At 70.2% G+C, this 12,776-nt stretch carries 14 protein-coding genes; 12 read left to right on the top strand and 2 right to left on the bottom strand.

What is annotated here, in order from left to right:
• Positions 1 to 159 precede the first annotated feature (159 nt).
• From HW837_RS41780 to HW837_RS41740, 10 genes are read left to right on the top strand one after another with little or no spacing between them, the layout of a single operon-like run.
• Positions 160 to 1,038: an N-acyl homoserine lactonase family protein gene (locus HW837_RS41780; RefSeq protein ID WP_196790107.1), complete on the top strand. Its 879-nt coding sequence runs from the start codon at positions 160 to 162 to the stop codon at positions 1,036 to 1,038.
• The gene (locus HW837_RS41775) at positions 1,035 to 1,961 is read left to right on the top strand and encodes an NAD(P)-dependent oxidoreductase (RefSeq protein ID WP_093789969.1); all 927 of its coding nucleotides are present in this window, start codon (positions 1,035 to 1,037) and stop codon (positions 1,959 to 1,961) included. The genes HW837_RS41780 and HW837_RS41775 overlap by 4 nt, the downstream gene beginning before the upstream one ends.
• The gene (locus HW837_RS41770) at positions 1,958 to 2,356 is read left to right on the top strand and encodes a cupin domain-containing protein (RefSeq protein WP_045560329.1); all 399 of its coding nucleotides are present in this window, start codon (positions 1,958 to 1,960) and stop codon (positions 2,354 to 2,356) included. The genes HW837_RS41775 and HW837_RS41770 overlap by 4 nt, the downstream gene beginning before the upstream one ends.
• Before the next feature lie 5 nt (positions 2,357 to 2,361).
• The gene (locus tag HW837_RS41765) at positions 2,362 to 2,811 is read left to right on the top strand and encodes a carboxymuconolactone decarboxylase family protein (protein ID WP_045560330.1); all 450 of its coding nucleotides are present in this window, start codon (positions 2,362 to 2,364) and stop codon (positions 2,809 to 2,811) included.
• Positions 2,804 to 3,724, top strand: coding sequence for an NAD(P)-dependent oxidoreductase (locus tag HW837_RS48220; protein ID WP_045560331.1), 921 nt, complete (start codon positions 2,804 to 2,806; stop codon positions 3,722 to 3,724). Before HW837_RS41765 ends, HW837_RS48220 begins: the two co-directional genes overlap by 8 nt.
• A complete protein-coding gene (locus HW837_RS48215; protein ID WP_045560332.1) occupies positions 3,721 to 4,482 on the top strand; it encodes a carboxymuconolactone decarboxylase family protein in 762 nt (253 codons plus the stop codon). Before HW837_RS48220 ends, HW837_RS48215 begins: the two co-directional genes overlap by 4 nt.
• Before the next feature lie 11 nt (positions 4,483 to 4,493).
• Complete coding sequence (locus HW837_RS41755; RefSeq protein ID WP_093789968.1) at positions 4,494 to 5,354, top strand: SDR family NAD(P)-dependent oxidoreductase; 861 nt, start codon at positions 4,494 to 4,496, stop codon at positions 5,352 to 5,354.
• Complete coding sequence (locus HW837_RS41750; RefSeq protein WP_196790108.1) at positions 5,351 to 6,439, top strand: zinc-binding dehydrogenase; 1,089 nt, start codon at positions 5,351 to 5,353, stop codon at positions 6,437 to 6,439. Before HW837_RS41755 ends, HW837_RS41750 begins: the two co-directional genes overlap by 4 nt.
• An 11-nt stretch (positions 6,440 to 6,450) precedes the next feature.
• Positions 6,451 to 7,569, top strand: a complete 1,119-nt coding sequence (locus HW837_RS41745; protein ID WP_045560334.1) for a zinc-binding dehydrogenase — start codon at positions 6,451 to 6,453, stop codon at positions 7,567 to 7,569.
• A gap of 6 nt (positions 7,570 to 7,575) precedes the next feature.
• Positions 7,576 to 8,310: a GntR family transcriptional regulator gene (locus HW837_RS41740; protein ID WP_052683009.1), complete on the top strand. Its 735-nt coding sequence runs from the start codon at positions 7,576 to 7,578 to the stop codon at positions 8,308 to 8,310.
• Between the two features lie 84 nt (positions 8,311 to 8,394).
• Here HW837_RS41740 and HW837_RS41735 read toward each other — a convergent pair whose 3' ends face one another.
• A complete protein-coding gene (locus HW837_RS41735; RefSeq protein ID WP_093789966.1) occupies positions 8,395 to 8,814 on the bottom strand; it encodes a nuclear transport factor 2 family protein in 420 nt (139 codons plus the stop codon).
• Positions 8,815 to 8,851: 37 nt separating this feature from the next.
• Complete coding sequence (locus tag HW837_RS41730) at positions 8,852 to 10,087, bottom strand: acyl-CoA dehydrogenase family protein (protein ID WP_078853704.1); 1,236 nt, start codon at positions 10,085 to 10,087, stop codon at positions 8,852 to 8,854.
• Between the two features lie 197 nt (positions 10,088 to 10,284).
• On the opposite strand from HW837_RS41730, the gene HW837_RS41725 reads away from it, so the two are divergent.
• Together HW837_RS41725 and HW837_RS41720 are read left to right on the top strand one after the other, a co-directional pair.
• Positions 10,285 to 11,451 carry a flavin reductase gene (locus HW837_RS41725; protein ID WP_064744293.1) on the top strand — a complete coding sequence of 389 codons (1,167 nt, stop codon included), beginning with the start codon at positions 10,285 to 10,287 and terminating at the stop codon, positions 11,449 to 11,451.
• A 30-nt stretch (positions 11,452 to 11,481) separates the two neighbouring features.
• Positions 11,482 to 12,723 carry an acyl-CoA dehydrogenase family protein gene (locus HW837_RS41720; RefSeq protein WP_193381812.1) on the top strand — a complete coding sequence of 414 codons (1,242 nt, stop codon included), beginning with the start codon at positions 11,482 to 11,484 and terminating at the stop codon, positions 12,721 to 12,723.
• Positions 12,724 to 12,776: the final 53 nt, after the last annotated feature.

Below are 12,776 nucleotides of genomic sequence, written 5' to 3'. Positions count from 1 at the left end.
CGTATGATTGTCATACGATATGACGCCGCCGGTCAATATGGAGTTCTGACATTTGCCTGCCATGCAGGCGATGCGAGGGTCGCTCCGACCGTTGCGGGACGCTCTGGTCTGCGCTAACGTGCGTCCCGAGTAATTGTCCGACAATCATACGGGGTGACAGTGAGTCCACCACTCGCCGACGACACGTACGAGGTCCTCATCGTGCGATACGCCTCCCGTACGACGACCCGCGGTCTGGTCTTCCTCAACCACCATCTGTACGGCGAGCCGGACGGCCCCATCGGGATGGACTACTACGTCTGGATCGTGCGCAACGAGCGGCGCACGATCGTCGTCGACACCGGTTACAGCGAGCTCGGCGGGCGCAACCGGAACCGGGGGCATCTCATCCATCCGGGGGAGGCGTTCCGCCGCCTGGGAGTCGAGTCGGCCGAGGCCACCGTGGTCCTCACCCACGCCCACTACGACCACGCGGGCAATGTGGACCTGTTCCAGGACTCCCGAGTGATCGTGCCGCGGACCGAGTTCGACTTCTGGACGGGCGACTGCGCGCGGCGGTTCCAGTTCCACCACACCGTGGAAGAGACCGAGATCGACCATCTGCGGGCCGTCCACGAGCAGGGGCGCATGGTGTTCCACCGCGGCCACGAGGAGATCGCGCCGGGTGTGGAGCTGATCGAGCTGGGCGGCCACTCGCCCGGACAGGCGATCCTCACCGTCAAGACCAGCGAGGGACTGGTGCTGCTCGCCTCCGACGCCACGCACTACTACGAGGAGTTGGAGCGCGACCTGCCGTTTCTGGTCGTGGCCGACCTCGAGGCGATGTACCGGGGCTTCGACTACATGAACCAGCTCATCGCCGACCGCCAGGCGATCCTCGTCCCCGGCCACGACCCGGGCGTGCTCGACCGCCACCGGCGGCTCGACGGCCCGATAGGCGAGTTCGTCGCGGTGATCGGCGGCCCGCGCGTCCCCGAGGACGGCCCCGGTGCCGCCGGCGGCGGCCCCCGAGTCCCCCAAGGTGGAGGAGCAGTATGACCAGCACGACAGCGCCGGTGGGCTTCATCGGCCTCGGCAACATGGGCGGGCGGATGGCCCGCCGCCTGGTGGCCGCCGGGTACGACGTCCTCGGCCACGACATGCGCACGGAGAACGTCACCGCGTGCGGGGCGACCCCCGTCGAGTCCGTCGCCGAGGTGGCGCGCAGGTGTGACGTCGTCCTTCTGTCCCTGCCGGAGAGCAAGGTCGTCGAAGCGGTGGTCCTCGGCGAGCAGGGCGTGCTGGCAGGCGCCCGCGAGGGTCAGGTCGTCGTCGACCTCAGCACCTCGGCGCCCACCTCCACCACGCACCTGCACGAACAACTCGCCCAGCGGGGCGCAACCCTGCTCGACGCCGGCATCTCCGGCGGCGCGGCCGCGGCGGAGAAGGGCGCCCTCACCCTCATGGTCGGCGGGGACGCCACGACCCTCGACCGGGTGCGCCCGCTGCTCGCGGCCTTCTCCGTCAACGTCTTCCACTGCGGACCCGTCGGCGCCGGCCACACGGCCAAACTGCTCAACAACTTCCTCAACGCCATCGCCCTGTCGGCGACCGCCGAGGTGATGGTCGCCGGACGCAAGGCCGGACTCGACCTCCAGGTGCTCCTCGACGTGCTCAACACCAGCTCGGGCGTCAACTTCGCGACACAGAACCGCTTCCCGAAGATCATCCAGGGCGACTACCTCAAGGGGGGCCTGACCAACGCGCTGATGATGAAGGACGTCCTCGCCTACGTCGACCTCGTCACAGGCCTCGGCGTCGCGAGCCCCAACTCCGCCGCCCCGCTCGCCTCCTTCGGCCTGGCCCTCCAACTCGGCTACGAGCAGGACATCAGCAACACCGTCGTCGACGCGATCGGCGACCTCTCCGGGCGCGTCCGCGTCCACGACGGCGCGTACGACGCCGGGAAGGACAAGTCGTGAAGCTCATCCACGGAACCACCCAGCACGGCCCCGGCACCAAGACCGGCTCGCTCTTCACCGGCACGGTGCACGCCCACCTCACCATGCCCGCCACCGACGGCGTCACCATCAATACCGTCAACTTCGCACCGGGCGCACGCACCTACTGGCACACCCATGAGCACGGCCAGATCCTCCAGGTGCTGGCCGGGAGCGGCTTCGTCGCGACCGAACAGGACGGCGTCCGCCCCCTGCGGGCCGGGGACACCGTGTGGTGCCCGCCGGGCGAGCGGCACTGGCACGGCGCCGCCCCCGACTCCTATCTGACCCACACGGCCATCTCGCTCGGGAAGACCGCCTGGGCCGAGGAAGTCGGCCACGAGCAGTACACCGCTCCCGTCACCGCAGAGGACTGAGACCCATGGCACCCGATCACCCGACCACCGCGACCGAGCCCCTGATCACCGACGTCAGCCCTCAGGACGCCACCCACCGCGACACCTACGAAGCCGGCCTCGCCATCCGCAAGGCGGTCCTGGGCGCCGAACACGTCGAGCGCTCGCTGGCCAACGTCAGTGAGTTCGCCCGGCCGATGCAGGAGCTGGTCACCGAGTACTGCTGGGGCGCCGTGTGGAGCCGTCCCGGACTCGAGCGACGCACCCGCAGCCTGGTGAACCTCGCCATGCTGACCGCCCTGGGCCGCAACCACGAACTCGGCGTCCACGTCAAGGGAGCACTCACCAACGGGGTGACGACCGAGGAGATCCAGGAAGTGCTCCTCCAGACGGCCATATACGTCGGAGTCCCGGCGGCACTGGAGTCCTTCCGTGTCGCCGAGCAGGTGATCGGTGAGGTCAACGGCGATGACTGACCGCACAGAGACTCCCGCCGCCCTGCCCTCGGTGGCCTTCATCGGCCTGGGGAACATGGGCGCGCCGATGTCCGCGCGCCTGGTCCGCGCCGGATACTCCGTGACCGCGTTCGACCTGAGCCCGGAGGCCCGTGCCGCGTCGGCCGCCGCCGGAGCCGCCACCGCCGAGACCGCGGCCGACGCGGCGCGGGGCGCCGACCTCGTCGTCCTCATGCTTCCCGGCAGTGCGGTGGTCGAGGCGGTGCTCGCTGATCCGGCGGTGTCGAAGGCGCTGGCCCCGGGCAGCACGGTCGTGGACATGAGTTCCTCCGACCCGCTGTCCACCAGGCGCCTGGCCGCCGCCCTCGGCAGCCGAGGGGTCACCCTCGTCGACGCCCCTGTCTCCGGCGGGGTCAAGGGCGCCGAGAACGGCAAGCTCACGATCATGGTGGGCGGCGCCGAGGGCGACGTCGAACGACTGTCACCGCTGCTGGCGACCATGGGCACCGCCCGCCGCGCCGGACCGGTGGGTGCGGGCCACGCGCTCAAGGCCATCAACAACCTGCTGTCCGCCACCCATCTGCTGGCCACGGCCGAGGGCGTCCTGGCGGGGGAGCGGTTCGGGCTCGACCCGGCCGTCATGGTCGAACTGATCAACTCCTCCAGCGGGCGCAGCGGTTCGACGGACAACAAGTTCCCCAACTTCGTGCTGCCCGGCACCTACGACTCCGGCTTCGGCATGAAGCTGATGGTCAAGGACATGCGCATCGCCGTCGACCTGGCCCACCAGCTCGGCGTCGAGAGCCCCCTCGCCGACCGCGCCGTCGCCCTGTGGGAACGCGCACTCGACGCCCTGCCCGGCACCGCGGACCACACCGAGATCGCCCGCTGGGCGTTCGACGCTTCCACGCACCGAGAGCCGGTGACCGGATGAGCGCGCCGCCCGAGAACGAACTGCGGGACGCCGTCGTCGAGTTGCACGGCGCCTGGGACGAGCAGTGGCAGGCGGTGCTCGAACTCGCGCCCGAACTGCTTGCCGCGTACGTACGGCTGGCCGGTGTGCCCCAGCGCAAGGGGCACCTGGACCCCAAGACCCGCGAACTGATCTACCTGGCCGTCGACGCGGCGGCGACCCACCTGTACGCCCCCGGCGTGCGCCGTCACATCCGCCGGGCTCTCGACCTCGGCGCCACGCCGGGTGAGATCACCGAGGTCATCGAGCTCACGACGACCCTGGGCATCCACGCGATGAACATCGGTGTGCCGCTGCTCGCCGAACTCCTCGAAGAACGCGGCCTGCGCGACGGCCCCGGCGAACTCGACGCGTACCAGAAGGAGCTGAAGCAGCGGTTCACCGAGAACCGGGGCTACTGGCACGAGTTCTGGGACGAGATCCTCGAACTCGACCCGGAGATGTTCGAGGCGTACACCGACTTCTCGTCGGTGTCGTGGCAGCACGGCTCCCTGGAACCGAAGGTGAAGGAGTTCGTCTACACCGCCTTCGACTGTGCCTCCACCCACCTGTACGTCAAGGGGTGGAAGGCGCACATGAACAACGCGCTGAGTCACGGCGCCACCGTCGGCGAACTCCTGGAGGTCATGGAGATCGCCTCGGTCATGGGCATGCAGAGCGCACTTGAGGCCCTGCCGGTGCTGCGCGAGGAACAAGCCCGACTCCTGCGACAGAAGTGAGGCGGAAAGACATGACACTGCGCGGACTGGACGGGAAGGTCGCCGTCGTCACCGGGGCCGCCGGTGGCCTCGGACGTGCCACGGTGGAGCGGCTCGTGGAGGAAGGCGTGAAGGTCGTCGCCGTCGACCTCGACGAGGCGGCCGCCAAGGAGGTAGCCGCGGCTGTCGGCGGCGAGTCCGTCGGCGTCGGTGCGGACGTGACGACCGAGGACGGCGTCGACGCCTACATGCGGGTGGCCGTGGATGCGTTCGGGCGGGTGGACCTGCACCATCTCAACGCCGGTATCGCCGGCTCCCTGGCCGACCTCGTCGACGTGAGCGTCGAGGAGTGGGAGAAGGTGATGGCGGTCAACCTGCGGGGCCCGTTCCTCGGCGTACGGGCCGCGTTCCGCCACTACCTCCAGCGCGGCAGCGTCGGCTCCGTCGTCGTCACCGCCTCGATCGCCGGCCTGCGCGGCAGCAACGACCTGCTGGCCTACACCACGTCCAAGCACGGCACGGTGGGTCTGGTCCACGGCGCCGCCGTCTACGGAGGCCCCATCGGCGTGCGGGTGAACGCCGTCGCTCCCGGAATCGTGCCCACCCCGATCTTCGGCGAGGCCGGGATGGCCGACATGCGCCGACGCGCGGGCACCTCGCCGCTGCGGCGCGCGGGCCGGCCCGAGGAAGTGGCCGCGACGGTGGCGTTCCTGCTCAGCGACGAGTCGAGCTACGTCACCGGCGAGATCTTCTCCGTCGACGGCGGCGCCAGTGTGCAGAACACCAACCGCCGGGGTGGGGGAGCGGGGCTCTGGGACGTGGCGGTGACCGACGAGGCGCTCCTCGCACGGCACGCGGCGGGAGCCGCCGGGACCCAGGAGGCCACCCGATGACGACGATGAGAGCAGCCCTGCTGCGAGGCTTCGAAAAGCCCCTGACTGTCGAGGAGGTCGAGCTGCTCGACCTCGCGCCCACCCGAGTGCTGGTCCGCACCAGGGCGACACCCTTCTGCTCCACCGACGTCACCAGCTTTCACGGCCGCCTCGGCAAGGTCCCGCCGACGATCCTCGGCCACGCCTCGGCCGGCGAGGTCGTCGAGGTCGGCAGCCAGGTCCGCGGCATCGAGGTGGGGCAGCGCGTCGTCGTCCCCGGCACACCCGAGTGCGGCCACTGCTTCTACTGCGGCATCGGCCGCCCCGACCAGTGCTCGGAGCTGTTCGACCTCGGCGGGGTCTATCCGGACGTCGCCCGGACCTCGGATGGTCTGGTGGTGAACGCCGCCGGATGCGTCGGCGGCTACGCCGAGATCATGAACGTCTCGCAGAACCAGGTCTTCCCCGTCGACACGGACCTGCCCTGGGAGGTGCTCTCGCTCCTCGGATGCGGGGTCACCACCGGGGTGGGGGCGGTCCTCAACGTCGCCCGCGTCCGGCCCGACGAGGTGGTCGCCGTCGTCGGAGCGGGACACCTGGGGCTGTGGGCCGTACAAGCGGCGCGGCTGGCCGGGGCCCGCGAGGTCGTCGTGATCGAACCCCGGGAGGAGCGCCGCCGCGTGGCGACCAAGGCAGGAGCCACGGCCGCCGTCGCACCCGAGGACGCGCTGGAGGCCGTACGGGGCGTGACCCGGGGACGAGGGGCCGACAAGGTCATCGAGGCCGCCGGGCCGCCCGCCGCACAGCGCCTGGCGCTGGAGATCTCCCGACGGGCCGGCACCGTCGTGCTCTCCGGCCTGAAGGACGTGGCCGGCGAGGTCACCTTCGGACAGATCCCCCTCGCCGTCCAGAGCCGGCAGGTGCTCAGCACCCAGAACGGCAACGTCCGCATGCGCCGCGACCTCCCCGCGTACATCCGTCTGCTCGAACGTGGCGCGCTCGACCCGTCGCCGGTCATCACCTCGACGTACCGGCTCGACGACATCAACACCGCTCTCGAGCGGTCCGAACGGCTCGAGGACCTCTCGGGCGTGTTCGTCTTCTGACGGGAGCCGAGATGAGAGCAGCGGTGCTGGAGGCGTTCGGCGCCCCCATGCCGGTCCGGGAGCTCACCCTGCGCGACCCGGCCGAGCACGAGGTACTGGTAAGGACGGTCGCCGCGCCGTTCTGCTCCACCGACTGGCTCGGCTGGCGGGCGATGCGCGGCAAGAAACCGCCGGTCGTGCTCGGCCATACCGGGCTGGGCGTGGTCGAGCACTGCGACGGCGGGGCCCATGCCCACGGTCGCGGTTACGGCGTCGGTGACCTCGTGGTGGTCGCCGGGACGCCGCAGTGCGACGCGTGTTTCTACTGCGGCATCGGCCGGCCGGACCAGTGCGCCCGTCTCTTCGAGAGCCCCGAGCCGGTCGTCGCCACCGACCCGGCGGACCGTCCGGTCCGCGCGGCTGGTCGCGTCGGAGCGTACGCCGAGTTCATCCTCGCGGACCGCAGCCAGGTGTGGCCCGTGCACAGTTCGCTGCCCGCCCCGCACCTGAGCCTGCTGGGCTGCGGCATCACCACCGGGCACGGCGCGATCGTGAACGTGGCCGAGGTCCCGCCGGGCGCGTCCGTCGCGGTCGTCGGTCTGGGACACCTGGGGTTGTGGTGCGTGCAGGCCGCCCGGGTCGCCGGCGCCGGCCGGATCATCGGTGTGGACCTGCTGGCGGACCGCCGGGCCACGGCTGCCGGGCTGGGGGCGACCGATGTCGTGGACCCCACGCAGGGCGATCCGGTCGAACAGGTGCGGTCCCTCACCGAGGGGCGGGGCGCGGACGTGGTCGTCGAGGCCGCGGGCCCCGAACAGGCGGTGCAGCAGGCGGTCGCCATGTCACGGCGGGCCGGGACGGTCGTGTTGACGGGCGTGCAGTGGGCGGACGGCCGGATCTCGCTGCCGCAGAACGCCGTCGCGATCCACGGCAGACGGATCCTGTCCTGCCAGAACGGCCAGAGTGTCATGTCCCGCGACCTGCCCCGCTGTGTGGAGCTCCTGGAGAGCGGTGAGTACGACGCCCGGCCGATCGTGACGGCGCGGTACACCCTCGACCGGATCAACGAGGCGCTGTTCGCCTCCGGAGAGCTCCGGGACCTCAGCGGGGTCATCACGTCCTTCCGCCGTCAACCACCTACGCAGGAGTGAGGGATCATGCCCCGGGCCCCGAAGTCCACGACCTCGACCTCGAACTCGACCCCTCTCGCCCCGGCCTGGACCACCAGCCCCGTCGGCCGTGTCGCCGCACCGCTGCGTGAGCAGGTCGTCACGGCTCTGCGCGAGGCGATTCTCGACTTCCGCCTGGAGCCGGGCCGCCGCCTCGTCGAGCGCGAGCTCGTCGAGCAGCTCGACGTCTCCCGCACCACGGTTCGGGAGGCACTGCGGGAGCTGACCTCCGAGGGGCTGATCAAGGTCGTGCCCCAGAAGGGTGCCGTGGTCGCGGTGCCCACCCTGGACGAGGCGCGCGACCTCTACGAGGTCCGGTGCGCGCTGGAGACCCTGCTGGTGCGACGGTTCATCGAGAAGGCGCCGCGTTCCAAGGTGTACGCCCTCGAAGCGGCCGCGGAGCACTTCGCCGAGGTCGCCTCGCGGGACGGCGCCGAGCCGCGTGACGTGCTCGACGCGCGGCGCGACTTCAACGCCGTCCTGCACGACGGTGCCGGCAGCGAGGTGCTGCGGCAGTTGGTGGAGGGCGTCCAGGCCAAGGTGCGCGTCCTGGTGGTCAAGGGCATGTCGACGAACCACGCCGAAGTGATCCAGGAACTGCGCGACATCGTCGCCGCCGTCAGGGAGCGGGACGCGGACACCGCGGTCGAGATCTACACCAAGCACATGCGGCGCGTGGCCGCCAACGTCCTTGAGGGCCTGAAGGGGATCCAGGAGCGGTAGAAACGCTCCTGGATCCCCTTCGCCGTCCCGTTCCCAGGATGCCGGGAAGGCCGGTGCCCGGTCGGCCCCTCGGCCCGCCCCGCCTCAGTCTCCCCGCTCGGAGGTCACCGCCGCGAACGACTGCGCGGTGTGCTGCGTGTCCATGTACTCGCGGACCGCGCTGACCCGGTCGGCGGAGATTTCGTACACGTTCGCGTACCGGTTGTCGTAGCGGCTTCCGTCGCGGAAGAAGCCGCTGCCCACGGCCTCGGCGACGACCCGGGTCCCTTCGCCGACGAGGCGGGTGATCTCGATCTGGGGGCCGGTCGCGTCGAAGAGCGCGAGCATCTGCGAGAGGACTCCGACCAGGGTCTCCCCGGTCATCGGCGTGCCGGCGCCCGGCAAATCGTAGGCCTGGATCGTGTAGGTGAAGTCCGGCGTGATCAGCTCGCCGAGACGGTCCCAGTCCTGGCGGTTGAGCGCGTCCACGAAGGCATGGACGACGTCCTTGGGGTCGATGGCCATGGAGGTTCTCTCTTCGGTGGGGATGGCGACGGAGGTGTCAGAAGGTCAGCGGCTGTCCGAAGTGGAAGCGTGAGACCGATCCGTAGGTGACGTCCCACTTGGCGGCGATGTGCGTCTTGAACATCGCGACGTCCCGGTAGTACTTCTCCATGGGCGACCCGAGCCGCGCCGAGCTGGATCCGGCGGTGGAGAACGCCAGGTCGACAGCCTGGTTCGCCAGCTGGGCGCCCTGCAGGATGACGCCGCGCAGCCGGGCGTCCTCCTCGGGCGTGAACTCCTGGCGGGTGCGTTCCCAGCGCCGTCCCAGCTCGGTGTACTGGCGCATCGCGCCGAGCAGCAGGGTCTCGCCGGCGTCGATCTGGGCGAGCATCTTGCCGTACCAGCGGTGGAACTCGGCGGAGTCGGTGCGCGGCATCATCGGAGGGAAGCTCGTCGGGCGGGTGGCCATGAGCTCGTCGAAGGCGTCGAAGGCCGCCCAGGCGGTGCCGATCTGGGTGGCGACGAGCTCACAGTTGAAGAAGGCCAGGGTGCGGCCCAGGTACATCGGGTTGCGGTGCAGCCGGTAGCCGACGGTGCCCGTGTCGCCCAGCGTGTGGTCCTTGAAGTCGTAGACCACGCTGAGGTGTTCGGGGACCAGCGCGTCCGTGACCTGCAGGGAGTTCGAGCTGGAGGCCCGCATGCCCAGGACGCCGGACCAGTCGTCGAGGATCTCGTAGTCGGATCGCGGGACGATGAACGCGCGCAGCCCGAGCGGCTCGTCCCGCTCGGTGAAGGTGGAGGCGACGAGCATCGCGTGGGTGCTCCACATCGAGCCCGAGCAGTAGTCCCAGGTGCCGGTCAGCCGGTAACCCTGCGCGGTGCGGACCGCCCGGCCACGCGGGATGGTGCGCCCCGGCGCGATGAGGTCTCCCGCGAACAGCTCCTCCTGGGCCTGTTCGGGAAAGAAGGAGGCCACGTGCCAGGCGTGTCCGGCGCCGAGGACGAAGGACCAGCCGACACCCGGGTCGCCGCGTGAGATCTCCACGGCCACCCGGAGGAAGTCCTCCAGCGGCAGTTCGAGGCCCCCGTACCGCTTCGGGTGGAGCATCCGGTAGAAGCCGGCGTCGAGCAGCTGTTTGTGGATCGCCTCCGAGTAACCACCGAGCGCCTCGTGCTCCGCCTGCGCGGCCCGCAGGACCGGGCGGAGCCTCGTCGCCACCTCGAGAAGGTGATCGACCGTGCCCTCCGCCGCAGGCTGAGGGGCGGAGTCCGCGGCATACAGGCTTGCGCTCATCGGGCTGTCCTCTCGACACGTAACTTTGTATGACGATATTATAGGCATGCAGAGAACGGCGCTAGATGGGACCGCCGACCAGTGCATCGAGTCTGGTAGTCGCCCCTCGCCTGCCTCTTTACGTCATTGTGCGATCGTCATACAGTCCCCCGCAGGCCCCATGCCCCCGGTCCGGGACTTCAGAGGAGTTGGTTGTGATGTCCACGCCGTCATCCGTCACCCGGTCCGGCTCCCGTCCGGTCACCGCGGGGGAGTTCCGCGACGTCATCGGACGGTTCGCCACCGGCGTCACCGTCATCACGACGGAGAGCGGCGGCATCCGGTACGGCAGTACCGCGAGCGCGGTCAGTTCGCTCACCGACGATCCCCCGATGCTGCTGATCTGCCTCAACCGGAACTCGGCCACCGCCGCCGCGGTGCGCGACAGCGGCGCCTTCGCCGTGAACGTCCTCGCCGAGGACCACGTGGAGCTGGCGACCCGCTTCGCCTCGCGCGTGCCGGACAAGTACGACGGCGTGCCCACCGAGACCGCGTCGAACGGCTCGCCCCTGCTGGTCGGAGCCATCGCCCACCTGATCTGCCGGGTCGCCGAACAGGTCGAGGCCGGCACCCACTACGTGTTCCTCGCCCATGTCGAGGAGGCGATGTCCTACCCCGGCCATCCGCTCGCCTACTTCCGCGGCCGCTTCGGCCGGATGCAGACGGCACCGGAGGCCGACGTCCTGCGCGAGGTCCGCGCCCGCGTCCTGAACGCCGGCAGCGACGTCGAGGAGGTCATCGACACCGGCCGCTGGGCCGAGCAGTTCGGCGTGGACGCGGGCCGGGTCCACCGCGCCCTGGTCGCCCTCGCCGACGAGGGGCTCATCCGACGCCAGGCGGGGGAGTACCTCATCGCGCCCGTCCCCGACTCGATCATCGACGACGTCTACAAGGCCAAGCTCGCCATCGAGACCGGCGTCGCGGAACTGACCGTCGGCAAGGTGACCGCCGGTCAACTGGCGCGGCTGCGCGAGCTGATGGAGGACACCCTCGGCTTCGTCAAGGACGGCCGGTTCACCGACCCCGAGGGCTGGGTGCGCGCCAACGAGCGCTTCCACGAGTACATGGTCGAACTCGCCGGATCCACGATCCTGCTCGACACCTACCGCCGCCTCTGCCTGCCGGGCCTCAACCTGCGCGCGCTCGACTCGGCGAGCTACGCCTCCAGCTCCCTCCTCGACGACCACCGTCGGCTCGTCGAGGGATACGAGGCCGGCGACCTGGCCCAGGTCTCCGGCGTACTCCGGCAGCACGCGCGGCGTCCGCTGGAGATGCGCCGCGAGGACCGACTGCGCCGCGCCACCGACGCGAGCCCCCTCGCCTGAACCCGGCTCTGCCCCCGCTTAGGAGATTCGATGACCACAGCACACGCCGCCGCACAGCCCGACCTGGCCGTGCCCTCGCCGGAGGAACTCGTCGGGCGGGCCCGGGCGATGCGCGAGGAACTGCTCGCCCGCCAGGAGGAGGCGGAGCGGCTGACCCACCTCCCCGACGACGTCCACGAGCAGTTCGTCGCGAACGGCTTCTACGACATGTTCGTCCCGAAGAAGTACGGCGGCCTGGAGGTCTCGCCCCGGACGTTCTTCGCGGTCTGCAAGGAACTCGCCCGCGGCGACATGGGCAGCGCGTGGTGCTTCGCACTGGCCGCGAACCACGCCCTCCACGTCGCCTCCTGGTACCCCGAGGAGGTCCAGGACCGGGCGTTCGGCAACCACGACTTCAGGGCCGCGTCGGTGTCCGCGCCGACGGTCAGGGCGAAGAAGACCGACGGCGGATACGTCCTCGACGGCGTCGTGGACTACTGCTCCGGCATCCCTCACTCCACCTGGTACCTCGGCCAGTGCATGGTCGAGCAGGAGGACGGCTCCGCCCCGGCGATGGGCATGTTCCTCGCGCCCGAGGAGAGCTTCGAGCGTCTGCACAACTGGGGCGAGTCGACCGGCCTGAAAGCCACCGGCTCGGAGAGCATCCGCTTCACCGACGCCTTCGTCGAGGCCGAACTGGTCATCGAGGACGCCAACATGATCGACATCCCGGTCAAGGACGGCACGGTCGGTTCCCAGCTGCACGGCAACCCCATGTACGCCGGGCGCGGGCTGCTCACCTTCACCGTGTCCCTGGCCAGCCTGGCGGTGGGCGGGCTGTACCACGCCCTCGACGAGTTCGAACGCCTCATGCGCACCCGCAAGACCCCGCTCCCGCCGGTCCAGCTCCGCCTGTACGACGTGGACTACCAGCGGCACTACGGCGCCGCCTGGACGAAGATCAGGACCGCCGAACTGGCGCTGGACGGCGTCATCGCGCAGCACGAGGAGTTCTGCCGCGCCACGGTCGACGGCAGCCGCGAGTACACCTTCGTCGACGACTGGAGCCTGGCCTGCGTGGTCCGGGAGATCATCATCCAGCTCTGGGAGACGCTCGAACACGACCTGCTGCGCGTCGTCGGCTCCGGCTCCATGCGCCAGGGCGAGCGGTTCGACCGGATCTTCCGCGACATGAGCTCGCTCCTCACCCACCGCAACCCGATGCTGCGCGAGCAGGCGTTCCGCAACACCGCCAACCTGCTCCTGGAGATCCCGCCGCCCGACGCCCGCTGAGCCTCGACTCCCTTCCCCCTCCTCCCTGTTGGGCCCTCGAGACAGGACGACCG

The organism is Streptomyces caniscabiei (genome assembly GCF_014930365.1).
Lineage (GTDB): Bacteria > Actinomycetota > Actinomycetes > Streptomycetales > Streptomycetaceae > Streptomyces > Streptomyces caniscabiei.
Note: the sequence above shows the minus strand (reverse complement) of the source record. Positions and strands in the feature narration are given on the sequence as shown.

Excerpts from the sequence above, each read along its gene's own strand:
- HW837_RS41740 (WP_052683009.1), top strand. The coding sequence starts at position 7,576 with ATGCCCCGGGCCCCGAAGTCCACGACCTCGACCTCGAACTCGACCCCT.
- HW837_RS41720 (WP_193381812.1), top strand. The coding sequence starts at position 11,482 with ATGACCACAGCACACGCCGCCGCACAGCCCGACCTGGCCGTGCCCTCG.
- HW837_RS41750 (WP_196790108.1), top strand. The coding sequence starts at position 5,351 with ATGACGACGATGAGAGCAGCCCTGCTGCGAGGCTTCGAAAAGCCCCTG.
- HW837_RS41755 (WP_093789968.1), top strand. The coding sequence starts at position 4,494 with ATGACACTGCGCGGACTGGACGGGAAGGTCGCCGTCGTCACCGGGGCC.
- HW837_RS48220 (WP_045560331.1), top strand. The coding sequence starts at position 2,804 with ATGACTGACCGCACAGAGACTCCCGCCGCCCTGCCCTCGGTGGCCTTC.
- HW837_RS41730 (WP_078853704.1), bottom strand. The coding sequence starts at position 10,087 with ATGAGCGCAAGCCTGTATGCCGCGGACTCCGCCCCTCAGCCTGCGGCG.
- HW837_RS41735 (WP_093789966.1), bottom strand. The coding sequence starts at position 8,814 with ATGGCCATCGACCCCAAGGACGTCGTCCATGCCTTCGTGGACGCGCTC.
- HW837_RS41725 (WP_064744293.1), top strand. The coding sequence starts at position 10,285 with ATGTCCACGCCGTCATCCGTCACCCGGTCCGGCTCCCGTCCGGTCACC.
- HW837_RS41765 (WP_045560330.1), top strand. The coding sequence starts at position 2,362 with ATGGCACCCGATCACCCGACCACCGCGACCGAGCCCCTGATCACCGAC.
- HW837_RS41775 (WP_093789969.1), top strand. The coding sequence starts at position 1,035 with ATGACCAGCACGACAGCGCCGGTGGGCTTCATCGGCCTCGGCAACATG.
- HW837_RS48215 (WP_045560332.1), top strand. The coding sequence starts at position 3,721 with ATGAGCGCGCCGCCCGAGAACGAACTGCGGGACGCCGTCGTCGAGTTG.
- HW837_RS41745 (WP_045560334.1), top strand. The coding sequence starts at position 6,451 with ATGAGAGCAGCGGTGCTGGAGGCGTTCGGCGCCCCCATGCCGGTCCGG.